At 62.3% G+C, this 22,470-nt stretch carries 26 protein-coding genes; 13 read left to right on the forward strand and 13 right to left on the reverse strand.

Features of this window, described 5'->3' with window-relative positions:
* The first annotated feature begins 143 nt into the window (after positions 1-143).
* The gene (locus ABFY71_RS05295) at positions 144-1,103 is read left to right on the forward strand and encodes a hypothetical protein (protein ID WP_347945007.1); all 960 of its coding nucleotides are present in this window, start codon (positions 144-146) and stop codon (positions 1,101-1,103) included.
* A 99-nt stretch (positions 1,104-1,202) separates the two neighbouring features.
* Positions 1,203-3,002, forward strand: coding sequence for a hypothetical protein (locus ABFY71_RS05300; RefSeq protein WP_347945008.1), 1,800 nt, complete (start codon positions 1,203-1,205; stop codon positions 3,000-3,002).
* Between the two features lie 49 nt (positions 3,003-3,051).
* Here the strand turns inward: ABFY71_RS05300 and ABFY71_RS05305 are convergent, their stop codons facing one another.
* From ABFY71_RS05305 to ABFY71_RS05340, 8 genes are all read right to left on the reverse strand, one after another.
* On the reverse strand, positions 3,052-4,455 hold the full coding sequence (locus ABFY71_RS05305) for a phosphohexomutase domain-containing protein (RefSeq protein WP_347945009.1): 1,404 nt from the start codon (positions 4,453-4,455) through the stop codon (positions 3,052-3,054).
* Positions 4,456-4,485: 30 nt separating this feature from the next.
* Positions 4,486-5,484 (reverse strand): NAD-dependent epimerase/dehydratase family protein, encoded by a 999-nt coding sequence (locus ABFY71_RS05310; protein WP_347945010.1) that lies wholly within the window; start codon positions 5,482-5,484, stop codon positions 4,486-4,488.
* Positions 5,485-5,538: 54 nt separating this feature from the next.
* Positions 5,539-6,885, reverse strand: coding sequence for a UDP-glucose dehydrogenase family protein (locus ABFY71_RS05315; protein ID WP_347945011.1), 1,347 nt, complete (start codon positions 6,883-6,885; stop codon positions 5,539-5,541).
* Positions 6,886-7,009: 124 nt separating this feature from the next.
* The gene (gene arfB / locus ABFY71_RS05320) at positions 7,010-7,441 is read right to left on the reverse strand and encodes an alternative ribosome rescue aminoacyl-tRNA hydrolase ArfB (protein ID WP_347945012.1); all 432 of its coding nucleotides are present in this window, start codon (positions 7,439-7,441) and stop codon (positions 7,010-7,012) included.
* Positions 7,442-7,574: 133 nt separating this feature from the next.
* Positions 7,575-7,802 (reverse strand): hypothetical protein, encoded by a 228-nt coding sequence (locus ABFY71_RS05325; RefSeq protein WP_347945013.1) that lies wholly within the window; start codon positions 7,800-7,802, stop codon positions 7,575-7,577.
* A 3-nt stretch (positions 7,803-7,805) separates the two neighbouring features.
* Positions 7,806-9,785, reverse strand: coding sequence for a threonine--tRNA ligase (gene thrS, locus ABFY71_RS05330; protein ID WP_347945014.1), 1,980 nt, complete (start codon positions 9,783-9,785; stop codon positions 7,806-7,808).
* A 71-nt stretch (positions 9,786-9,856) separates the two neighbouring features.
* Positions 9,857-10,168 (reverse strand): membrane protein insertion efficiency factor YidD, encoded by a 312-nt coding sequence (yidD, locus tag ABFY71_RS05335; protein ID WP_347945015.1) that lies wholly within the window; start codon positions 10,166-10,168, stop codon positions 9,857-9,859.
* Positions 10,168-10,620 (reverse strand): iron-sulfur cluster assembly scaffold protein, encoded by a 453-nt coding sequence (locus ABFY71_RS05340; RefSeq protein ID WP_347945016.1) that lies wholly within the window; start codon positions 10,618-10,620, stop codon positions 10,168-10,170. The genes yidD and ABFY71_RS05340 overlap by 1 nt, the downstream gene beginning before the upstream one ends.
* A gap of 149 nt (positions 10,621-10,769) precedes the next feature.
* Between ABFY71_RS05340 and folE the strand changes: the two genes are divergently transcribed.
* Complete coding sequence (gene folE / locus ABFY71_RS05345) at positions 10,770-11,393, forward strand: GTP cyclohydrolase I FolE (RefSeq protein ID WP_347945017.1); 624 nt, start codon at positions 10,770-10,772, stop codon at positions 11,391-11,393.
* Positions 11,394-11,433: 40 nt separating this feature from the next.
* Positions 11,434-11,892, forward strand: a complete 459-nt coding sequence (gene hisI, locus ABFY71_RS05350) for a phosphoribosyl-AMP cyclohydrolase (RefSeq protein WP_347945018.1) — start codon at positions 11,434-11,436, stop codon at positions 11,890-11,892.
* Here the strand turns inward: hisI and ABFY71_RS05355 are convergent.
* The gene (locus ABFY71_RS05355; RefSeq protein WP_347945019.1) at positions 11,889-12,623 is read right to left on the reverse strand and encodes a rhomboid family intramembrane serine protease; all 735 of its coding nucleotides are present in this window, start codon (positions 12,621-12,623) and stop codon (positions 11,889-11,891) included. The two genes, hisI and ABFY71_RS05355, sit on opposite strands and share 4 nt — an antisense overlap.
* Before the next feature lie 182 nt (positions 12,624-12,805).
* On the opposite strand from ABFY71_RS05355, the gene ABFY71_RS05360 reads away from it, so the two are divergent.
* The 4 genes from ABFY71_RS05360 (at position 12,806) to ABFY71_RS05375 (ending at position 15,513) form a co-directional block, all read left to right on the forward strand.
* Positions 12,806-13,459: a PAS domain-containing protein gene (locus tag ABFY71_RS05360; protein WP_305579558.1), complete on the forward strand. Its 654-nt coding sequence runs from the start codon at positions 12,806-12,808 to the stop codon at positions 13,457-13,459.
* 231 nt (positions 13,460-13,690) lie between these two features.
* The gene (locus ABFY71_RS05365; protein ID WP_305579570.1) at positions 13,691-14,218 is read left to right on the forward strand and encodes a PilZ domain-containing protein; all 528 of its coding nucleotides are present in this window, start codon (positions 13,691-13,693) and stop codon (positions 14,216-14,218) included.
* A 17-nt stretch (positions 14,219-14,235) separates the two neighbouring features.
* On the forward strand, positions 14,236-14,739 hold the full coding sequence (locus tag ABFY71_RS05370; protein WP_347945020.1) for a hypothetical protein: 504 nt from the start codon (positions 14,236-14,238) through the stop codon (positions 14,737-14,739).
* 141 nt (positions 14,740-14,880) lie between these two features.
* A complete protein-coding gene (locus tag ABFY71_RS05375) occupies positions 14,881-15,513 on the forward strand; it encodes a transglutaminase-like cysteine peptidase (protein ID WP_347945021.1) in 633 nt (210 codons plus the stop codon).
* Positions 15,514-15,652: 139 nt separating this feature from the next.
* Here ABFY71_RS05375 and ABFY71_RS05380 read toward each other — a convergent pair whose 3' ends face one another.
* Entirely contained in the window at positions 15,653-15,988 is a 336-nt protein-coding gene (locus tag ABFY71_RS05380) for a DUF6949 family protein (RefSeq protein ID WP_305579561.1), read from the reverse strand.
* Between the two features lie 98 nt (positions 15,989-16,086).
* Here ABFY71_RS05380 and ABFY71_RS05385 point away from each other — a divergent pair, with 98 nt between their 5' ends.
* The gene (locus ABFY71_RS05385) at positions 16,087-16,761 is read left to right on the forward strand and encodes a hypothetical protein (RefSeq protein WP_347945022.1); all 675 of its coding nucleotides are present in this window, start codon (positions 16,087-16,089) and stop codon (positions 16,759-16,761) included.
* A gap of 3 nt (positions 16,762-16,764) precedes the next feature.
* Here the strand turns inward: ABFY71_RS05385 and ABFY71_RS05390 are convergent, their stop codons facing one another.
* From ABFY71_RS05390 to ABFY71_RS05400, 3 genes are all read right to left on the reverse strand, one after another.
* Positions 16,765-16,983: a DUF3126 family protein gene (locus ABFY71_RS05390; RefSeq protein ID WP_305579563.1), complete on the reverse strand. Its 219-nt coding sequence runs from the start codon at positions 16,981-16,983 to the stop codon at positions 16,765-16,767.
* Between the two features lie 113 nt (positions 16,984-17,096).
* Positions 17,097-17,936, reverse strand: a complete 840-nt coding sequence (gene cysE, locus ABFY71_RS05395) for a serine O-acetyltransferase (RefSeq protein WP_347945023.1) — start codon at positions 17,934-17,936, stop codon at positions 17,097-17,099.
* A 79-nt stretch (positions 17,937-18,015) separates the two neighbouring features.
* Complete coding sequence (locus tag ABFY71_RS05400) at positions 18,016-18,786, reverse strand: alpha/beta fold hydrolase (protein ID WP_347945024.1); 771 nt, start codon at positions 18,784-18,786, stop codon at positions 18,016-18,018.
* A gap of 155 nt (positions 18,787-18,941) precedes the next feature.
* Between ABFY71_RS05400 and ABFY71_RS05405 the strand changes: the two genes are divergently transcribed.
* The 4 genes from ABFY71_RS05405 (at position 18,942) to ABFY71_RS05420 (ending at position 22,373) form a co-directional block, all read left to right on the forward strand.
* Positions 18,942-19,187, forward strand: coding sequence for a zinc-finger domain-containing protein (locus ABFY71_RS05405; RefSeq protein WP_305579566.1), 246 nt, complete (start codon positions 18,942-18,944; stop codon positions 19,185-19,187).
* Between the two features lie 12 nt (positions 19,188-19,199).
* Positions 19,200-20,432 (forward strand): FAD-dependent monooxygenase, encoded by a 1,233-nt coding sequence (locus ABFY71_RS05410; protein ID WP_347945025.1) that lies wholly within the window; start codon positions 19,200-19,202, stop codon positions 20,430-20,432.
* Between the two features lie 125 nt (positions 20,433-20,557).
* Positions 20,558-21,913 (forward strand): TCR/Tet family MFS transporter, encoded by a 1,356-nt coding sequence (locus tag ABFY71_RS05415; RefSeq protein ID WP_347945026.1) that lies wholly within the window; start codon positions 20,558-20,560, stop codon positions 21,911-21,913.
* Positions 21,891-22,373, forward strand: coding sequence for a GNAT family N-acetyltransferase (locus ABFY71_RS05420; RefSeq protein WP_347945324.1), 483 nt, complete (start codon positions 21,891-21,893; stop codon positions 22,371-22,373). The genes ABFY71_RS05415 and ABFY71_RS05420 overlap by 23 nt, the downstream gene beginning before the upstream one ends.
* The last annotated feature ends 97 nt before the right edge of the window (positions 22,374-22,470 follow it).

Raw genomic sequence — 22,470 nt, forward strand, 5'->3', positions numbered from 1 at the left:
GCCAGAACCCCGGCGCCTGTGCGACAAAGTTACCAGTCCATACCATTGCACTGTTTTCATCCATGTGGCTCTGTGACACAGCTTTTCCTCATTGTTTCGATAATCCGCCGCAGTGATTCAGCACGTGCAGTCCAGGAGACCCGATGCGTTTGCGACAGATACCGGCCCTGCTGCTCGCCCTGGCACTTGCAGGATTTGCAGTTCCGCTGCACGCCCTGCCCGCTCAGGCCCAATCGGACAGCGCCGAAATGCCGCCCATGCCGCGGCCACGGCCGTTGGCACCCTCGGTACAATCTCCGGCAACGGGCAGTGCAGCCACGGCAGCCATCGCAGCCGTAACCTCCGCCCCCCAGCCCGTGACGCTGACGGCCCGCATTACCCCCGATGGGACCCCCATCCCCGATGGCGTGGTCTGGCGCATCTTTGAGAGCACCACCGACAGCGCCGGGGAGATGGCCTTGATGGCCAAGTCCGACGGAGGCGTGGCACAGGTCGAATTGCCGCCCGGCGAATATGTCGTGCACGTGGCCTATGGTCGGGCGCAGCTCAGCGAGCCAATCTCTGTGGTGCCCGGCCCCAACGCGCAGGACTTTGTGCTCGAAGCAGGCGCCTTGCGGTTGAATTCGGCGGTCACCGGCGACATTGCCATTCCGCCCAACATGCTCACCTTCGATATCTTCACCGGCGACGAGACTGGCCGCACCATGGTCGCCGAGGGCCTGCTGCCCAACGATATCGTCACCCTCAATGCCGGCACCTACCACATCATTTCCCATTTCGGCACGGTCAATGCCGTGGTGCGCGCCGATTTGCGCGTCGAGCCCGGCCAGTTGACCGACGCCACGCTGTTTCATCACGCCAGCCAGATTGCTTTCAAACTGGTCTCCGAAGCGGGTGGCGAGGCCATTGCCGACGTCGAATGGACGGTCAAGACCGCCGATGGCGCAACGGTGTTTGCAGACCTTGGCGCCTTCCCCTCGACGGTTCTGGCCGAGGGTGATTATCTGGTCTTGGCCAAACAGGGTGACCAGGTCTTCAACCGGGAGTTTCAGGTCAGTCCCGGTTCAGCCCGCGAAATCGAAGTCCTGACCGCCGTTTACTAGCCGGGGCCCGTGCCCGCTGCGCCGCGCAATTTGAGCCCAGGGGTATTGTAGCAATACGCACGATGTCCCAGATTGGTCTTACCTACAGGGGATGACACCATGCCGATCCGCACTCCGACCAAGCGCCGTCTGGGCGCCCTTGCCACAGCCTGCCTGCTCAGCATCGCCCTGCCGGCAGCACCCGCCTGGGCCCAAAAGACCAAGACCAAAACCGCACCGGTGGCCGAAGCGACATTGCGCGCCCCCTCTGAGGTGAACGTATCGATCCCCAACATTGAAGCAGTTGGCTCCAATGTCGACGAGACGGTGCTGCGCGACATCTTCTCGGGCAATCTGGTCGACAACGCCGATGCACTGGCGGGGCTGACGGCCACCAGCATCACCATCCCGGCGATCACCATCACCGCCACTGGCGCCGTCGAGGGTAGTGCCACCGAAGGCACCGTGACATTGGCTGACATCGTGCTGAACGATGTGACCAATGGCGTGGCTGACACCATTACGGTGTCAGGCTTCAGCTTGGCGACCAATCAGGACGCCAGCGGCGAATTCGGTGCCATATCGGCGCATGACTTTGACATCGGCGGCATGCTCAGGCTCTACGGCCTGGTCGATGGTGCTGGCCAAACCGAACTGACGACAATCTATACCGATCTGAGCTTTGCCGGCGGCAGCTTCAGCGCCCCTGACATCAGCTGTACCTTTGGCGCCACCACCGCCGCAGAATTCAAAGCCCGCCCGATCAAAACCTCCTTCGCCGAACTCATGGCCCTGGGTCAGGCACTTGAGGACCAGGGCGATGAGCCTTCCCCCGAACTGCTTGGCCAGGCTCTGCATGCCTATGTCGATATGTTCACCGCCTTTGAGTCTTCGCCGGTCCATTTCGACGGCTTTGAATGCAGCGGGACCGATGACGACGACAATCCGGTCGATGTCACCATGGCCAGCATGACCATGGGTGGCATGAGCCCGGGCGTGTATCCCGCTGTTGAGGTGTCCGACCTGAACTTTGTGGTCGACGGCGATGGCTCGATCACCATCGGCAAGCTCAACTTCAAGCCCATCGACTTTTCCGCCCCGATTGCCGCCATCAATGCGGCGCCTGCGGCTCTAGACGACGCCTGGTTCACGGCCAATGCCCGCGCATTGGTTCCGGCCTTTGCCGGCTTTTCACTGGCTGATCTGGCGGTCGACATCCCCGATCCCGACAGCGCCGGTGACCGCATTGTCGCCGGTGTCGGCAGCTTCGATATTACCCTGGCCGACTATCGCAATGGCATTCCCTCGGCGCTGACCACCAGCGCCAGCAATGTGGTGCTGGAACTGCCCGCCACCAGCTCAGACGAGCAGTTGCAGATGCTCATGGCGCTTGGGGTTTCCTCCATTGATGCCGGTTTCACCATCGACACCAGTTGGGACGAAACAACCAATGCCATCACCATCAAGGAAATCTCCGTGACCGGTGCCGACCTGGCCACCGTCAGGTTGGCCGCCACCATCAACAACGCCACCGAAGCGCTGTTCAGTGGCGATGAGGACACCATGCTGGTCGCTGCCATGGGCCTGGCCATCGGCGATCTCAAGCTCGACATCAATGATGACGGCCTCTCCGATCTGATCATGACCATGGTTGCGGCCGATCAGGGTGCCGACGCGGCGACGCTGCGGCCGGTCTTTGCTGGCTTGGCCGAGGGCACCATTGTCGGTGTGCTCGCCGGCGCTGCCGAGGGTCAAAAGGTCGCCGGGGCCGTCAGCGCCTTTGTCGCCGGCAAGGCCAGCAATCTGAGCTTCACCATGACGGCCAAACAGCCGCCGGGGCTGGGCATGATGGATTTCATGGCCGCCGAGGATGACCCCACGATCCTGATCAACAAGGTCACGATCGACGCATCCAACTAAAAGCCCAGGGGATCGCTGAAAAGCGGTCCCCGTTTCCTTGCAGGCGTTTCTAGCGCAAGTGCGCGGTCGCAATGCCCATCGCCCAGTCGAGCAGCGACTGCGCCACCTCCGGTGAACTGCCTTCAACATAGCAGCGCAGCTCGGGTGCATTGCCGGACGCCCGGAAGTGCACCATGTCCCCCGCCAGCGTGCGAAACTGCAATCCATCCGTGTCCGCGACACTGGCAATGCCATGCGGCGCAAAAATTGCCATGGCAAACGCCTGATCCAGCCGCAGACGGTCGAGGAATGCGCTGCTTCTGGCGGCCGGCACATCCTGCAGGCGGTCGGCCATGGCGTGCTGCAGCGGCAAATCTGCCACCAGTGCGGCAATGGACCGGCCCTGTTGCGCCGCCAGTCCAATCGCACACAGCAATGGCAGCACGGCATCGCGCGTCGGCAGCGGCGCCAGCGGCCGGCCGGCGACGCTGACCCCGGTGCCGACGAAAGTGCCGCCATTGGCCTCAAAACCGACCACCGGGCCAATGGCCTGCGCCATCGCCGCCACCACATAGGGGGAGCCAACCCGGGTGCGGATCACCTGGGCGAAATAGCCCGTGCGCTCGATGGCGGAGTTGGACGTCACCGGCGTCACCACGCTGTGCGCCCCGAGATAGCGCGCCGTCAGCAGACCCAGAACGTCACCACGCACAAATTCACCATTGCCATCCATCAGCAATGGCCGATCGCCATCGCCATCCGCCGACACCAGCAGATCAAGATTTTCGCTCTCAATCCAGCCCTTCAACGGCGCCAGCACAGCGTCACCGAATGCCTCGGTATCGACCGCCACAAAGCTTTCCGTGCGCCCCAGGCCGATGGTTTGGGCACCCGCGCGCGCCAGCACATCCAGCAACAGGTCGCGCGCCACGCTGGAGTGCTCAAACACCCCAATGCGCAACCCTGACAGGGCGCCTGGCGGCAGCAGCGTGGCAAAGCGCTCGACATAGCGTTCAACGGCCATTCCCGCCTCATCGGCCATCTCGATGGCCCGATCGGCGATCGGACGGGCGCTCAGGGCGGCCAGTATCCCCGCTTCATCGTCCTTGCTGATCTCGCCAGCCGGGCCATAGAACTTCAATCCATTGCGGTCAGCGGGAATGTGGCTACCCGTCACCATGATCGCCGCGCATCCCGCCGCCATGGCGTGCAGCGCCAGCGCAGGCGTCGGTATGGCGCCACAGTCCACCGGTTCAAGCCCGAACCGGGCTATGGCCACCGCACAATCATCAATAATCGCCTGGCTCGACGCGCGAAAATCCCGCGCTAGATAGACCCTGCTGCCACTGCCCTGCCCGCTCGTGGCCAGATGCGCCAGAAAGGCTGTGACATACTGCCGTGCCGCCTGCCCCTGCAAATCCACCGCAAGGCCACGCAAGCCGCTGGTACCGAATTTCAGACTGTTCTGGGTCATTGAACTGATCCTGGCGCCAGGCTGGCGCTGCTAAAGGCCATAATACTGTCGATACCAGGCCACAAAATTGGCGACCCCAACGTCAATCGAGGTCCGCGGCACATCACCGACCAACTGGCGCAACAGCGCAGTATCGGCCGATGTTTCGCGCGGATCGCCCGGCTGCAATGGCTCATACTGACAATTGGCCCGCTGGCCCAGCGCCGTCTCGATGGCGCCGATAAAGTCCATCAGCAGTTCGGGATGCCCGCCCGCCAGATTGACGATCCGGTACGGCGCCACCGGCGACAGCGAGTCCCCGGCCACCGGCGAATCCCGCACCGGCTGCAGGGGCAGCAGCCGCATCAGGGCCTCGATCAGATCGTCGATATAGGTGAAATCGCGCCGCATCGCGCCCTGACCATAGACCGCGATGGGCCGCTGCTCGAGGATTGCGGCCACGAATTTGAACAATGCCATGTCCGGGCGGCCCCAGGGGCCATAGACGGTAAAGAAGCGCAGCATGGTGGTTGGGATATCAAACAGATGGGAATAGGAATGCGCCAGCACCTCGCCACTCTTTTTGGTCGCGGCATAGAGCGAGATCGGCGCGTCGGCAGGATCAAGCTCCGAAAACGGCAATTTGCTATTGCCGCCATAGACCGAACTGGTCGAGGCAAACAGCAGATGCGCCGGCCGGTGCGCCCGCACCGCCTCCAGCAGATTGGCCGACCCCACCAGATTGGCACTGACATAGCTCTGCGGCTGCTCGATACTATAGCGTACGCCGGCCTGCGCGGCGAGATGCACGACAATCTCAGCCCCGGCTGCCTGCAGTGAATGCGTCAGCAATTGGCCATCTTCCAGCCGCCCCTCAATTGGCGTGAACTGGGGATAGCGCGCCAACGCTGACAGGCGCGCGCGCTTCAACCGCACATCGTAATAGTCGGTGACGCCATCAAACCCGGTGACCTGATGGCCCTCGTCCAGCAACCGCCGGGCCAAATGATAGCCGACAAATCCGGCTGTTCCGGTAACAAAGACCTTCAAACCATAACCCTCACATGCGCCCGCGGCCCACCGCATAGGCACTGCCAATGCTGACTATTCAGCGGCCTCGCTCTGCCCCGATTTGCCGCCCGCGCCGGCCGGTCGGCCCACACTGAAATAGGCAAAGCCATGCCTGGTGACCTCGTCATGACTATAGACATTGCGCAAGTCCACCAATACCGGCGCCTTCATCGCCGTCTTGATCCGGGCCAGATCGAGCGAGCGGAACTCGTCCCATTCCGTGACCAGCACCAGCGCATCGGCATTGTCCGCCACCGCATAGGCATTGCTGACATACTCAACCGTGTCGATCAGCCCGCGTGCCGCCGCCATCCCGTACGGGTCGTAGGCGACGATCCGGGCGCCCTGGTCGAGCAGGCCCCCGATGATGTCGAGCGACGGGGCCGCGCGCATATCGTCGGTATTGGGCTTGAACGTCAGCCCCAGCACGCCAATCGTCTTGCCGCGCACCTCACCACCGCAGGCCGCGACGACCTTGCGCGACATCGCCCGCTTGCGCTGCTCGTTGATCGACACCGTGGTTTCCACCAGACGCATCGGACTTCCCAGATCCTGCCCGATCTTGATCAGCGCCAGCGTGTCCTTGGGAAAGCATGACCCACCAAAGCCCGGTCCGGCATGCAGGAACTTACCCCCGATGCGATTATCGAGCCCCATGCCCCGCGCCACCTCCTGCACATTGCCACCAGCGGCCTCACACAGATCGGCCATTTCGTTGATGAAGGTGATCTTCATCGCCAGAAACGCGTTGGCGCCATATTTGATCAGCTCGGCCGTCCGCCGATTGGTGAACATCAGCGGCGACTTGTTCAGATAAAGCGGCCGGTACACCGCGCTGATCACCGACCGCGCCCGCTCGTCCTCGATGCCAACCACGATGCGGTCCGGACGCTTGAAATCGTCGATCGCCGCGCCCTCGCGCAAGAACTCCGGATTAGCCACCACCGCCACATCGGCGGACGGGTTGGTGGTCGCGATGATCTGGGCCACCTCGTCGCCCGTCCCCACAGGCACTGTCGATTTGGTAGCAACGACCGTGAAGCCGGATACCGCTTCAGCAACCTCGCGCGCCGCGTCACGCACATAGCGCAAATCCGCATGCCCATCGCCGCGGCGGGACGGCGTGCCCACGGCGATGAACACCACCTGGGCGGCAGCAACCGCGCCTGCCAGTTGCGTCGTGAACGCTAATCGGCCCGCTGCCACATTGGCTTTCACCAGTTCGGCCAGACCCGGCTCATAGATCGGGATTTCGCCACGCTCCAGCGCCTCGATCTTGTCCTCGTCCTTGTCGATACAGGTCACGTCATGGCCGAAATCGGCCAGGCAGCCCCCCGTCACCAGACCAACATAACCCGAACCGACAATAGCGATCTTCATTTCCGGTGGCTCTCTATGTCCAGATCAGGACGGCACATTAGCGGCTATCCGGGACGGCGTCGCCGCCGAACCGATCTAGTGCTACCCCAACCATTTCCGCCCCCGCTGCACGCGACGGGAAGCATCACTGATTATCGGCTGGATTGCTCCGCAGCCGCTTGATGCCGGAGCGGATCGACTTGCCTTCGAGCCGGCGCCGTTTGGAGGCAAGCGTCGGCCGCGTTGCCACACGGAATTTGGGCACATGTGCGCCCGCCACCAGCAGGGCCACCAGCTTGTCGAGCGCGTCGGCCCGGTTCATCGGCTGGTCGCGGTGCGAATTGGCGGAGATCACGATGACGCCGGACTTGGTCAGGCGCTTGCCGGCCAGCGTCGCCACGCGGCGTTTCATGGCTTCGGGCAGCGATGGCGAATTCTTCAGGTCAAAGCGTAATTGTACCGCGCTCGACACCTTGTTGACGTTCTGCCCGCCCCGTCCGGCCGAGCGCACAAAGGTCTCCTCGATCTCGCTCGGATCGATGGAAATGGAGCGGGTAATGGGGATCAGCTCTGCCATGATAGAACAGTCTCCCCATCCAGCCTTCCCTGACAAGGGAGGAATAGACCCGGACCCGGGCCAGATCGAGCCACAACCACCGCCCTGGTCCCTCCCCTGTGAGGGGAGGTCAGGCGGCGCTATTCACCAAGCGCTAGCTGCGCAGACGCCCGGCATAGATGATCTCGCCTTCGTGGATGATCAGCCCCTTCATCGTGGCCTTGTACTTGCCCTCGACGGCGGTCTTTTCGATCCAGCCCTTGGCCAGCATGCGGGCAAACACCTTCTCGCCCACATCCTTGAAGTCGTCAGGGCCCAGCGCATTGTCCTCGCCCATATGGGTGATGACCTTGATTTCGCGATTGGATGGACGCAGCGGCACCGCTCAGGCCGCCTTTTCTTTGAGGTCAGGCGGGGTCGCTTCGGCCATCACGGCCACCAGGGCATCCATGAACGGCTCGACCTTCTGGCCTTCAGTGCCCAGGCGACGGACCGACACGGTCCCCTCCTCGGCTTCGCGCTTGCCCACCACAAACATCAACGGCACCTTGCCCACCGAATGCTCGCGTACCTTGTAGTTGATCTTCTGGTTGCGCACGTCGAGCTCAACCCGAATGCCGGCCGCCTTGAGCTGGCTCACCAGCTTTTCGGCATACTCGTCAGCTTCCGACACGATGGTCGCCACCACGACCTGGGTCGGTGCCAGCCACATCGGCATCCGCCCGGCATAGTTTTCGATCAGCATGCCGATAAAGCGTTCCAGCGACCCCAGGATCGCCCGGTGCAGCATCACCGCGAAGTGCCGCGTGCCGTCTTCGGCGACATAGGTCGCGTCCAGCCGTTCCGGCAGCACATAGTCGAGCTGCAGCGTCCCCACCTGCCAGCTCCGGCCAATGGCGTCCTTGAGGTGGAATTCCAGCTTGGGCGCATAGAACGCGCCTTCGCCTTCGGCGATCTCGAAGTCATAGCCTGTCGCACGCAGGGCATCGCCCAGCGCCTTCTCGGCCGCGTCCCAGCGCTCAATGGTGCCACCAAAGTTTTCCGGCCGCGTCGCCAGTTTGATGACCACATTGTCAAAGCCCATATGGCCATAGACCGAATACAGCAGATGCACGAAATGCTCGGTTTCGCTCTGGATCTGGTCTTCGCGGCAGAAGATATGCGCGTCGTCCTGCGTCATCTGCCGCACGCGCATCAAACCATGCAGCGCGCCATGCGCTTCATTGCGGTGGCAACAGCCAAATTCGGCCATGCGCAGCGGTAGATCGCGGTAAGACTTGATGCCCTGGTTGAAGATCTGCACATGCGCCGGGCAGTTCATTGGCTTGAGCGCCATCAACTCGCCCGTGCCGCTCAGCACCGGACCTTCATCCTCGGTCCCGGGCACTTCGTCGGGTACCACGAACATATTTTCGCGGTATTTGCCCCAGTGGCCCGACTGCTCCCAGAACTTGGAGCTCATCAGTTGCGGGGTCTTCACTTCCTGATAGCCCGCCTTGTCCAGCCGGCGGCGGATATAGGCCTCCATCTGGTTGAACAGCACAAAGCCCTTGGGGTGCCAGAACACGCTGCCCTGCGCCTCGGACTGGAAATGATAGAGATCCATCTCTTGGCCGATCTTGCGATGGTCGCGCTTTTCGGCCTCCTCCACCATGTGCAAATAGGCGTCGAGTTCTTCCCTGGTGGCAAAGGCCGTCCCATAGATGCGGCTGAGCACCGGATTATTGCTGTCGCCGCGCCAATAAGCCCCGGCCACCTTGGTCAGCTTGAAGGCCGTACCGACATCCTTGACCGTGCGCATATGCGGCCCACGGCACAGATCGATCCACTGGCCCTGCTTGTACATTTTGAGCGACTGGTCAGCCGGAATGGCATCGACCAGCTCCACCTTGAAGGCCTCGCCGCGCGTGGCAAAGAAATCCTTGGCCTGGTCGCGGGTCCAGATTTCCTTGCTGAAGGCGGCGCCACGATTGATGATCTCGGCCATCTTCTTCTCGATGGCCGGGAAATCCTCTTCCGAGAACGGCTCGTCGCGCTTGAAATCGTAGTAGAAGCCGTTCTCGATCACCGGGCCGATCGTGACCTGCGTCGTCGGCCACAGCTCCTGCACCGCTTCGGCCAGCACATGCGCCGCATCGTGCCGGATCAGCTCCAGAACATCCTTGGAGCCGCTGTCGCGCGTCACGAATTCGATCTTGCCGTCGGCCTCGGGCGCATCAGACAGATCGCTGAGCACACCGTTCCAGCGCATGGCCACAGTCTTCTTGGCCAGGCTCTTGGAGATGGATTCGACGATGGTGGTCCCGGTGGTGCCACGCGGATAGTCGCGAGCTGCACCGTCGGGAAACGTCACCTTGATCGTCATTTTGGCTCTCCAGAAATTGGGGTAATGCTGCCTTTGCTGCAGCAAGGGCGCCTGTCTAGCACGACTGACAATTATTTCCAGCGCCCATATGTCCATGGCCGATACCAGCGGGCGGTCTGTGGCAGGCGCTCGGGCACCGGGTCATAGCCATCCGTGCCGCCCGGTCGACAGCGCACGAACCGGGCCAGCCCTATCCATCCACCCGGCCAGAACCCGAACTTCCAGATCGCCTGGCCGGTATATTCCGAACAGCTGGGCAGGTGCCGGCATGTCCGCCCGGCAAACGCCGACAGCGTGTAGCGGTAGATGGTGATCAGCAGCACTGCCGCAAACTTGAACGGCAGATCGACCACCCGCCAGAACATGTCGATGAATCGATCCATCAGCGATCCACCACAACCGATTCTGCGGACTCGGCTTTTTCGATTGCCGCAACCACTGCATCAAACACCAGCAGCGTCGACATGTGCCGCGCCGGATATTCCCGCACCGGCTCGAGAAACCGCAAATCGCTCCATTTGCCGACAGGCGGCGCACCATTCTGCTTGAGCATGGCGTGCATTTGCTCGCGCAGTTGCCGGAATTCGGCCACCGGTGTGCCAACGATCTCGCGCGCCACCACGGCAGCCGAGGTCTGGCCCAGCGCGCAGGCCGACACATCGTGCCCATAGGCAGCAATGATCCCCTGCTCGATGCCCACATCAACTTCGATCACCGAGCCACACACCCGGCTGACCTTGCGCGCACTGCCGTCAGGATGGTCCAGCCGCGCCGGCTGCAGGGCATTTCCCGCAAGATCGAGGATCTTCTGGGAATAGAGATCGCTTAGTTCCATCAAACGCACAATTCTGTTTCTTGTCGCTCTCGCCTCAGCCCCCTATATAGGGGAGCTTCTGGCGGGCCGCCACGCACAGTAACACGGCCTTGAGGAACCAATCCACGCTTGGCGCATCCAATGCGCATCAGAGCGAAAAGGAACCGACCATGGACGCCCGCGTCAACCTGCTGAACGGCCTGCCTGTCGAGGCCGCCAAGCCCCGTCGTCCCAGCCGGGCCGAAGCCGAAGCTGCCGTGCGCACCCTGATCGCCTGGGCCGGCGATGACCCAAGCCGCGAAGGCCTGCTCGAAACCCCGGGCCGCGTCATCCGCGCCTATGACGAGTTCTTTGCCGGCTATGAGCAGGACGCTGGCGCAGTGCTCTCCAAGACCTTCAAGGAAGTAGGCGGCTACGACGATATCGTGCTGGTCAGGGATATCCCGTTCAATTCCCATTGCGAGCACCACATGGTGCCCTTCGTCGGCAAGGCCCACATCGCCTACCTGCCCCATGATGGGGTGGTCGGCCTCTCCAAGCTGGCCCGGCTGGTGGAAGTGTTTGCCCGTCGCCTGCAGACCCAGGAAAACCTGACCGCCCAGATCGTGGACGCCATCAACGAGCACCTCAATCCGCGCGGCGCCGCGGTCATGCTCGAAGCAGAGCACATGTGCATGTCCATGCGTGGCGTCCGGGCCCACGGCGCTTCCACTGTCACTCACCGTTTCACCGGCGTTTTCGCCGAAGACCGGGTGGAGCAGGATCGTTTCTTCGCCATGACCGGCACGCGCTGACCCACTGCAATATCAGGCGAAAACGGGCGAGAATAACGCGATGAGCATTTCCTTTGCCGATCCCACGGCCCTGACCCACGACCAGCTCGAAGAGGGCACCGATTTTGCGCCGCGCTTTGATGCGGCAGGGTTGGTCACGGTCGTTACCGTGGAAGCGGGCAGCAATGATGTGCTCATGCTGGCCCACATGAATGCCGAAGCCCTGGCGCTGACGCTGCAAACCGGCGTCGCCCATTACTGGTCACGCTCGCGCGGCAAGCTCTGGAAAAAGGGCGAAACCTCGGGCGAAACCCAGCAGGTGGTCGAGTTGCGCACCGACTGCGATCAGGACGCCATCGTGCTCGTCGTCAACCAGACCGGGCGGGGCGCGGCCTGCCACACTGGACGCAAATCCTGCTTCTACCGCCGGGCCAGTGTTTCGGGTGACACTGCCACGCTGCAGGACACTGGCTTGCCACGGCTGTTTGACCCCCGTGAGGTCTACGGTACCCCCTCCTAGCTGCGGCGCTCGAACAGCCCGACCAGCAGGATTCCAGCGATAAAGCCGCCGAGATGAGCCTGCCACGCCACCGCGACCTCGGCGCCGGTGAACATCGGCAGCAGCGGCACGGCGGCATTCAGCGCCACCCAGATGAGCACGAAACTGCGCGTGCGCCCGTCACTCCACATCTCACGCAGACCGGCAAGCTTGCGGCCGACGACCACACGCCGACCGGTTTCGGGATCAACGGCCACGATGACCGGCTGGAACACAAACCGCACCGCCGCGCCCGTCAGGCCCGACACACCGCCCGAGGCGCCGATCAGATAGGCGCCGGTATAAAGCGAGGTCGCGGCAAAGAACGCAGCGCCCGCCGCGGCCGATACCATGAAAATGGCCAGCATCGCTCCTGATCCATAGCGCCGCGTCACCGGCGTCGCAAAGATCGCAAACCACACAGCGTTAAACACCAGATGGTCCCAGCTTCCATGCAGCAGCGCATGGCTGAAGGGGGTCCACAGCAGGGGCACCCCCAGCATCGGATCAGCTGTCGCCGCCACGATTCGCAGCGGCTGAAAGGCAAACCAGAACATCAGCTGCAGCATCCCGTCCGGGTTAAGCGCTAAGGTTGACGCCAGATGAATGGCCACCAGCACCCCGATCATCGCCGTTACCGCCCCCGGCAACAGGAACACCGGCTCGCGCCCGGCTGGCGGGATAATTTCCGGCGATGAACCTTGTTCAGACATCATTTCACTCCGACTCGCTGACGGGCTGCGGCTTCCAGCGTTCTTTTCCACATTGGGACACCCACGTTAACCTTAACTGTTCTTTAAGAGCGCTTTTGCCGTGTGATTTTGCAAAAGTGGCCCTATCGCAGAAGCGTTCCATCAGGGGGGAACGTGGATGCACGATTGGCGGGTCAGGAACTATGCAGAAAACGAGCAGCAAGACGCTCTACGACTATTGGAATGCCATTCGTGGCTCTCGCAGTGCCCCCGAGCGCAAGGACATTGATCCCACGCAGATCCGTGAGGCGCTGGCCAATACGTTCATTCTCGAACTCGATGAGAGCGAGCGGTTCTCCTTCCGTCTGGCCGGCTCGCACTTGTGCACCAGCTATTGCCGCGAACTCAAGGGGCGTTCGTTCTCCGCCCTCTGGCACGAGCGTGACGGCGACGCCATGGACACCCTGATCCGGGCAGTGACTGAAGATCACGCCGTCGCCCTGGTGACGTTCCAGGGCACCACTGCCCTGCACACCAAGGTCAGCTTTGAGACCATCCTGATGCCGCTGCGTCATAACGGCTCCACCCATACCCGTCTGCTCGGCGCCATGACTGCGCTGGACGAGCCCTATTGGCTCGGCGTGCAGCCCATCATGGAGCAGCGCATTACCGGCCTGCGCCTGATCTGGCCAGACGATATTGCCCAGGAAGACCGGGTGCGCGAAGTGGCCACCAATGTCGGTCCCGACACCGCCTATTCCAGCCAGACCGCACCAATGGCCATGCCCGCAATGGTGTTTGGCCGCACCGCGCGGCGCTATGCACATCTGGCCGTCATCGACGGTGGACGTCAGTAAGCAGACCGCCAACAAAAATGGGACATTTTGCGCGGTATTGGCCGCGCAAATATCGGCCAGACAAAACCTTGCGTTAACCAAGACCCGATAGCCTGTAGTTCAACTATAACGGGTTTAGCGGTCAGTATGCTTAGCGACGATCTCCCCTCACCACGATTCGTTGCGCCGGCCCGCACCGTTGCGACCGCCGGGAAGTACCAACGGGTGCAGGTTTCTGTGCTTGGTCGCTATATGCTGGCCGACCGCCGCGAGTTCCCCTGCCAGGTCCTTGAAATGTCGCCGGGTGATGCGGTTGTCATCGCACCAGCTGCTGGCGGCGTCGGCGAAAAGGTCATCGCCTATCTCGATCTGATTGGCCGCATCGAGGGCGTCATCCTCAGCCAGATCGACGGCGGATTTGTCATGGATCTGGCCGCATCGCCGCGCAAACGCGACAAGATGGCCGCCCAGCTGACCTGGCTGGCCAATAAGGATGTTCTGGGCCTGCCAGAAGATCGCCGCCATGAGCGCGTCGTGCCCGACATCCGCCATTCCACCGTCGTGCTCGACGATGGCCGGCGCTACAATTGCAAGATCATCGACATTTCGCTGTCCGGCGCCGCCATCGAACTGGATGTACGGCCCTCTGTCGGCACCAATGTTGCGCTGGGCCGCATGCGGGCCCGGGTCGCCCGTCACTTCCAGAATGGCGTCGCGGTCGAGTTCATTTCGGCGCAGGAAATGTTGACGGTGGTGCAGCAAAACCTACGCATGCACTGATGGTATCGGCGCGGCCGGTGCGTGCAGCGGGCCTGCTGATCGCGCTGCTCTGCCTGCTGTTCATTCATCCCGTCACTGCCGAGGGCCGCGCCGACTGGCAAGACTATGCCTGGCAGCAATTCGACATCGCCAGCTGCGACAGGCGCGGCGCTGAGCTGGCCTGCCCACCCTACCACCAGAGATGGGATTGGAAGCGCAACCAGTGGGTCGATATGACCATTGCCATCGATCTGGCAACCGGACGGCTGCGCCTCACCCAGCAATTGACCAATCACGATCGCTACGACGATGACAATGTGTGCGTCACCATGCTGGTGATCGATGCTGACGGTCACACGGTCATGGCCCACCATCAGAACTGGCATTCGCTGCCCGGCACGCTGGTGCAGCGCGATTTTGCCTTGCGCTCCAGCCGCCTGGCCGCGACCGATACCGTCCACATCGGCTCCAAGCAGTGCCGCCAGGGGCCCCATCAGGACGATGCGGTCTATGCCGCCGTCCGGGCTGCAATCCGGCCCTGAACCAATCGGTTCAAGCCCCTGGCCCGCATGGTTAATCGGTCGCCAATCCAATCGATAAAATACGCATAAAAACTACTCGGCAGTTTTCGCATCGGGGCAAGTCGGCCTCTCTAACGTGGTCTCCATCAGGGAGATCACGCAATGTACACCAACAATCAGGGACTGGGATCGGCACTACTCGGCGCCATTGTCGCACTGGCGCTGCTTGTCACGCCGACCGTGGCAATCGATACCACCAACGTCGCTTTCGTACAGACCCATGCCGGCACCACCAGCATTCCCATTGGCCATGCCGAGTTCTGCCAGAGCCGGCCCGACGAATGTCGCCCCAATGCCCAGATCGTGCCATCCATCGCCCTGACCGAGACGCTCTGGCTGCAATTGCTGCACGTCAATGCCCAGGTCAACGCCACCGTGGTCCCGGTGACCGATCAGGATCTCTATCAGGTCACCGAATTCTGGACCTATCCCAATGGCTATGGCGATTGCGAAGACTATGTGCTGGCCAAGCGTCGTGAGCTGATCAATGCCGGCTGGCCCGCCAGCACCCTGCTGATCGCCGTGGTCAAGCAGGCCAATGGCGAAGGCCATGCGGTGCTGATGGCGCGTACCGACCGCGGCGACCTGGTACTCGACAACCAGGTCGGCTCGATCGACCTGTGGAGTGCCACGCCCTACCAGTTCATCAAGCGCCAGTCCCAGGCCAATGCCGGCCAGTGGGTCGACATGATCGACAATCGAGAAGTGGTGGTTGCCACCGCCGGGATCAACTAGCGCCCCGACCAGTTCCGGACCCCGCCCTAGCCTATCCCTGATAGGGGTCTGATGAATGAGGCCAGCTTCGGTTTACGAAGCTGGCCTCATTGCTTTCGGCGCCTGAGCGCTGCCGGGTGACGACCGGCAGCATGCGCGCCTAATGGATCAGGGACACATAGGCCCCCATGAACATCAAGCCGGTGATGAAGGCCCAGCCAAAGGCCACCACGGACGACACCATCGCCGAGCTCATCGACAGCGCGCCGCCCTCCTCCTGCCGCCAGCCCAATTGCAGCATGATGTAGGGGCCGCACACAAAACTCATGACCAGATTGCCCATCATGCCGACAACGGTCTTGCCGTCATAGCGCAGCATGGCCTGTTGCTTGCCCAGCCACTGATACAGGTGCGTCCCGGCGCCCGACAGGCAAAGCCCTACCCCGATCAGGTATAGTGGTAGCAATTCCTTGAACATGCCGATCTGCCTCATCATTCGGCGTCACGTCGACTGCCGTACTTAACCCTTTATTAAGCATATTGACCGCCCAATCATCTGTCACCTCTCCTCATCGATTTTGGTTAATGCAGGCAATGAGTTCGCAACCGGCCCCCGCGGCCAAGGGCCATGCCGCGCCGGGGCTCGCCTACAACATGGCTGGCATCACCGTTCTGCTGCTGCTGCTGGCGGTCGGCGCCGCCTATCTGATTGATGAATTGGGGCGTCAAACCCGCGCGGCGGTGCCTGCCCTGACTGATGGCAATCCGATCACCCAGACCATTGCCGGGCGCGAACTCGCCATTCCGACCAGCTGGTTCCGCTATGGCGAGCAGCTGCGCGATGGTTTCACCAATCAGATCGATCTGCAGGTCATGCTCACGGCCAGTGATGGCGCAGCCCTGCCTGTCAACGTGACGCTGCTGCCCCGCAGCCGGGTCCGCACCAGTGCCAGCCTGCTCGATCGTGTCTACGTGCACCAGTTCACGGGAGCCACGCTCGGTGGCGTCCCCGGCCTGGTCGGCAAGCCGATGCGGGACGAAAACGGCTATGCCGGCGAGAGCGTCTGGTATGACGCCCTCTCACCGAACCCGTTTGTGGCAAAATGTCTGGCAGCAGCGGATGGCGCGGGATCGGAACAATGCGTGCGCACCGTCTATCTGCCCAGCGGCATGGCGGTCGTCTACGCGTTTGACGCCACGGCGCTGCAATCGTGGCGCCAGTTCGATGGCGAGATGGCGCAATGGCTCAGCCGCATTGGCGCCAATTGAACGCTATTCGATGTCTTCCAGGTCGATATCCAGGATCGACATGTTGAAGATGTAGGACTTGTCGCCATCTTCGTCGTCCAGGTGGATCAGCCCGATCGACTCATCGCCGATATAGACCTCCACCGAATCGTTGAGCTTGGGGCGCGGCCGCACATCGATATTGGGATTGTTGAACTTCACCTGCAGAAATTTCTGTAGCTTGATGATCTCGGGATGGTTCACGGTCGATGTCCTGCTGGTTTGGTTTGTGCCGGCAATCTAGTCACCACGGCCTCGCATACAACCCTGTTGCACGGCATTTTACCGGTGACAACCGCCAGCACTGCCTTGCGGCGCTAGCCGTTCCTATCATGGACCAGCACCATCTGGTCCATCACCAGCGCTGGCTGGGCACAGCCGGCTTCACCGATCACCTTGGCCGGAACGCCCGCCACGGTCACCCGCGGCGGCACTTCCTTGAGCACCACCGAACCGGCCCCGATCCGCGAGCAATCGCCAATCTTGATATTGCCCAGTACCTTGGCGCCGGCGCCAATCAGCACGCCATTGCCAATCTTGGGGTGTCGATCCTGATCGGCCTTGCCGGTGCCGCCCAGGGTCACGCCCTGCAGCAGCGAAACATTATCGCCCACCACCGCCGTCTCGCCGATCACCAGCCCGGTACCATGATCAAGCATGATGCCCCTGCCGATTACCACGGCCGGATTGATATCGACCTGAAACACCTGGCTGGAGCGACTCTGCAAATAGAGCGCAAAATCGCCCCGCCCCGCCTTGAACATGGCATGGGCAAAACGATGCGTCTGGATGGCGTGATAGCCCTTGAAAAACAGCAATGGCTCCACGGCCCGGTTACAGGCCGGATCGCGCTCCAGTGTCGCCGCCAGATCGGCGCGGGCATTGGCCCCGATCTCGGGGGCATCCACCAGGATTTCGGCAAACGCCTGCCGGATCAGATCCGATGACATATCGGTATGATCCAGTCGCGCCGCCAGCCGATGCGCCAGGGCCTGCTCGAACGTGTCGTGGTTGAGCACCGTCGATACGACCAGACCGGCCAACGACGGCTCTGCCGCCAGAATTTGCTGCGCACCCGTCCGCACCGCTTCCCACACCGGATCAACCGATTTGATCTGGGAGGAGGTCTGGGACTTTGTCTTGGCGCTAGACGTCATGGCGCGGCTCCGCTTCATCGTAGGCCACCGATATAGGCCATTTTCTGCTCCAAGACAAAGCCTGCGCGCACTCCCTGGTTCACGAATGCCTGTTCGCAGGAAAATTCCTGCCCAGAAACGCCAGGCCGGCGTCCTTGAACGCCTTGTCGCCTGTCGACCGCATATGGTCGCGCTTGGGGATGACAAAGGCTTCCCCCTGCGGCAATAGATTGGCTAGCGGTCCGGGAGGACCAGCCATGGCATCCTTTTCACCCACTGCCACCAGCGCCGGCACATTGATGCGCCGGACATCGGCGCGCGCCATTGGTGCGCGCGAGGTTTCCATGCAGGCCGCCAGCGCTTCACGATCCGAATTGGTGTGATCGGCAAATATTCGGAACTGCCGCGCTGTCGGATGCGTCAGCCCCTCCAGCGATGGCGCCCGCAGCCCGGCGATGATGTCATTGCCGTCGCTGAGCCCATTGATCAAATTCATCCCCATCCCACCCAGGATGATACAACTGACCCGCTCAGCATGGGCAAACGCCATGAAGGCGGCGATCCGTGCACCCATCGAATAACCCAGCACAGCGGCTGTCTTGATGCCCAGATGATCGAGCAGCGCCACGCCGTCTTGCGCCATGTCCTGGGGGTGATAGCGCTCGGGATCATGCGGCTTGTCCGACTCGCCATGCCCGCGATTATCCAGCGTTATCGCCTGATAGCCCGCCTCGACCAGCGTCTCCACCCAGCCCACATCCACCCAGTTGACCTGCCCGCTCGAGGCAAAGCCGTGAATGCACAGCACTGGCGGTCCGTCGCCGGCGATGGCGTAGTTCAGGGTCAGTCCGTCGGATAGAAAATTGGGCATATCGGGTACCAGATCCTGTTCGCGCGCGCCGAGCGGCTGTGTTTGCGGGATTGGCCCGCAAAATCAAGTGTCGTTTGGTTTGCAGGAGCCTTCCCTTGCCCCCAGCCTTGCACTAAGGTCCGGCCAAATCAAATCACCGCACCGGGTTCTTTTCCATGGCACACGGCACTACGCCCCACTTCCACAATACCGAGGGTCTCCGGCAGATCGAGGTTGGGTCCAAGGAATTCCAGTGCATCGGCGCCCTGCCCCCGTTCGATCATCCCCATGTCTATATCGATATGGGCAAGGACAGCGAAATCGTCTGCCCGTACTGCTCGACACTCTACGTGTTCAACTCACGGCTGGCCGCCGGCACCGCCAGCCCGCTCTCGGCGGTCTATCAGGCCGACGCTGCCTGAGCCCGAGCTGACATGCCGGGCACCGGCCAGATCTACTATATAGCCGGCGCTGGCATTAGCGGCCTGACCCTGGCTCTGGCACTGGCCCAGGGCGGCGCCTCGGTCGTGGTGCTGGAGCGCAATTCCGCCATTTCCGAATTCGGCGCCGGGCTGCAGGTCAGTCCCAACGCACGCCTAGTCCTCGACCGGCTCGGTCTGGATACCGCCATAACGGCGCATAGCCTCGAACCCGGCGGCATCGACATTATTCCCTATGGCCGCGCCACGCCCCTGGTGACCCTGGCCCTGGGCCAGCTCATGCGCGAAAAATTCGGCGCCCCCTATGCAGTCATGCACCGCGCCGATCTGGCCGAGGCGCTCTACCAGGCCACCCGACGCTTCGCCAATATCGATGTGCTGTTTGGCGTGCGCAACTGGGATGCCGTTTCCCATGCCCACGGCGTCACCGTCTCGATTGACCTGGCCGATGGTCAGTCGCGCACCAGTCGCGGGCGCGCCTTCATCGGCGCCGATGGCGTCCATTCACAGACCCGGCGTACCCTGCTCCATGGGCCCGAAGCGCTTGATCGCCAACGCGTCGCCTGGCGCACCCTGCTGCCCTTCGATTCGGTCACCGGCCGGTTGGCGCTTGATCGCGTCTCGGTGCTGTTCGGCCCCGGCTATCATCTGGTCTGCTATCCACTGCCGCATCGCCAGCAGGTCAACATTGCCCTGTTCGTCAAGGCCGCCCCCCCGGCCAGCGCCGGCGTGCCGCCACTGCACGGCGCCAGGGTCGACAGCCCGCTTATCGCCAGCCTGCTCAGCGCTGCCGGCGACAGCTGGACACCCTGGCCCCTCTGCACGGTCAGCACCCCCCACTGGCATGCCGGCAATATTGGCCTCCTTGGCGACGCCGCCCACGCCATGGTGCCGTTCCAGGCCCAGGGCGCTGCCATGGGCATTGAAGATGCCGCCGTCCTCGCACCACTCCTGATCGGCCAGCCCAGCGCCGAAGCCGCCTTGGCCCGATACCAGCAGTTGCGCCAGCCGCGCGTCGCCCGCGTCGCCCGCACCAGCCTGAGCAATGGCACGATCTTTCACCTGCCCCGGCCGCTCACCCTGGGCCGTGATCTGGTCATTGCCGCCCAGGGCAGCCATGGCCATTTGCGGCGGCTGGCCTGGCTTTATGGCCATGACGCCTATTCACAAACCACCGTGAATCATCACGGCAGGCTGCCGTCGCAAGATGCTGATCCGCCACAATAATCAGTTGCGGCGCAACCTTTCGACAAACCTTTGTCCGCCCTTCGGCCTTGCTTTGATTGCGCCGCCTGTGTCAACTGCGCGGCACGGCATTGCCCGTCCGTAAGTCACACATTAAGCACCCCAGTATGCAATCAGCGATCCGCTCAAAGTTAACTCTCGCCTGCATTCTGACGACGATTCTGCTTGATATGATCGGTGTTGGCATCATCGTTCCGGTCCTGCCTGAATTGCTCGAAGAACTCACTGGCGGCAGCGTTGCCAATGCCGCTGTCATCGGCGGCTACCTGGTTTTTGCCTATGCCTTCATGCAATTTGTGTTTTCGCCGGTGCTGGGCAATCTGTCCGATCGGTTCGGCCGCCGCCCGGTCCTGTTGCTGTCTTTGCTCGGCCTGACCTTTGACTATCTGATGATGTCGATCGCCCCGGTGGTCTGGTATCTGTTTATCGGTCGCATCATTGCCGGTGTTGCTGGCGCCGCCGTCGCCACCGCCACCGCCTACATGGCTGACATCACGCCGCCCCATAAACGCACCCATCGCTTTGGCCTGATCGGCGCCGCCTTTGGGCTGGGTTTCATTATTGGCCCGGTCATCGGTGGTGAGCTGGGCGAATTCGGTCCCCGCGTCCCGTTCTTTGCCGCCGCCGCGCTGGCCTTTGCCAATTTCCTGTTCGGTCTGCTGGTGCTGCCCGAGAGCCTGCCCCGGCATTCCCGCCGCAAGTTCGATATTCGCCGCGCCAATCCGTTCGGGGCGATTGCCGCGCTCAAGCAGTATCCCCTGGTTATCTGGTTGCTGGCAGTGCTGTTCACCTTCTCGCTGGCCGCCCAGGCCCTGCCCACGGTGTTCAGCTACTTCACCGTGGAAGTGTTCCGCTTCACCTCCTCCAATATCGGTCGCGCGCTCGGCGCCTTCGGCATCGGCTTTGCCATCAGCCAGGCCGTGCTCGTCGGCCCGATGGTCAAGCGCCTGGGCGAGCCCCCCGTGGCCATGCTGGGTCTGTTGGCGGCCATCATCGCCTTTGCCGGCGTCGCCTTCGCCGAAACGGTGTTTTATCTCTACGTCTTCATCATGATCGGCGCCGTCAGCGGCCTGGCGCCGCCGGCCATCAACGGGATTCTGTCGCGCCAGGTCCCCGACAATGCGCAGGGCGAATTGCAGGGCGCCGTCAATGCCGCCAATTCTCTGGCCACCATTGCTGGCCCGCTGGCAGCCACGCAGATTTTTGCCTATTTCACCACCACCCCGACCGCGCCCAATTATTTTCCCGGTGCCCCCTTTCTGGCGGCAGCGGTCTGCGTGCTTGTCGCCCTGGGGATTTTTGCTGTCGCTGCCTGGCGCTTTGAGCTGGGCCACCGACCCTCCATCGCCAACAAGCCCCAAGTGCCCGATATGGCACCGCCCGGCCAGATTCGCGTGCCCCCTCTTGATGAAGACGATGATGATGACACCACCAACAACAATCCAGATTCGCCCCGCAACTGAGGATGACACCTACGCCATTCTGGACATTGTCGCGCCAACCCTGGCCGCTGGCGACACCTACGCAATCTCCGCCGATCTCGATGATGCAGCCGTCCTGAGCTATTGGCTGGGACCCTCCCATGAGGTCTTCGTCGCCGAAATCGACGGCCATATCCTGGGCACCTATTATCTGATGGCCAATCAGCAAGGCGGCGGCGCCCATGTCGCCAATTGCGGCTATATGACCGCTCCTGCGGCACGCGGCAGGGGTATCGCCCGCGCCATGGCCGAGCACTCGCTTGAAATGGCCCGCCAGCGCGGCTTCCGCGCCATGCAGTTCAACCACGTCGTGTCCACCAACACCCTCGCCGTCGCCCTCTGGAAAAAGCTCGGCTTTGCCATTGTCGGCACCCTGCCCCAGGCCTTCAAGCATCCCGAGCACGGCTATGTTGACAGCTATGTGATGTTCCGCGCGCTCTGAGACTTGCGCAGGGTCTGCTGGGCCAGGGCACGATACAGGCCCTCCTCACAGAGGAACGAGAAGCTGGGGAGGCCTTGTCTATTCCCGTCAAAACGCA

The organism is Devosia alba (genome assembly GCF_039938915.1).
GTDB classification, from domain to species: Bacteria; Pseudomonadota; Alphaproteobacteria; order Rhizobiales; family Devosiaceae; genus Devosia; species Devosia alba.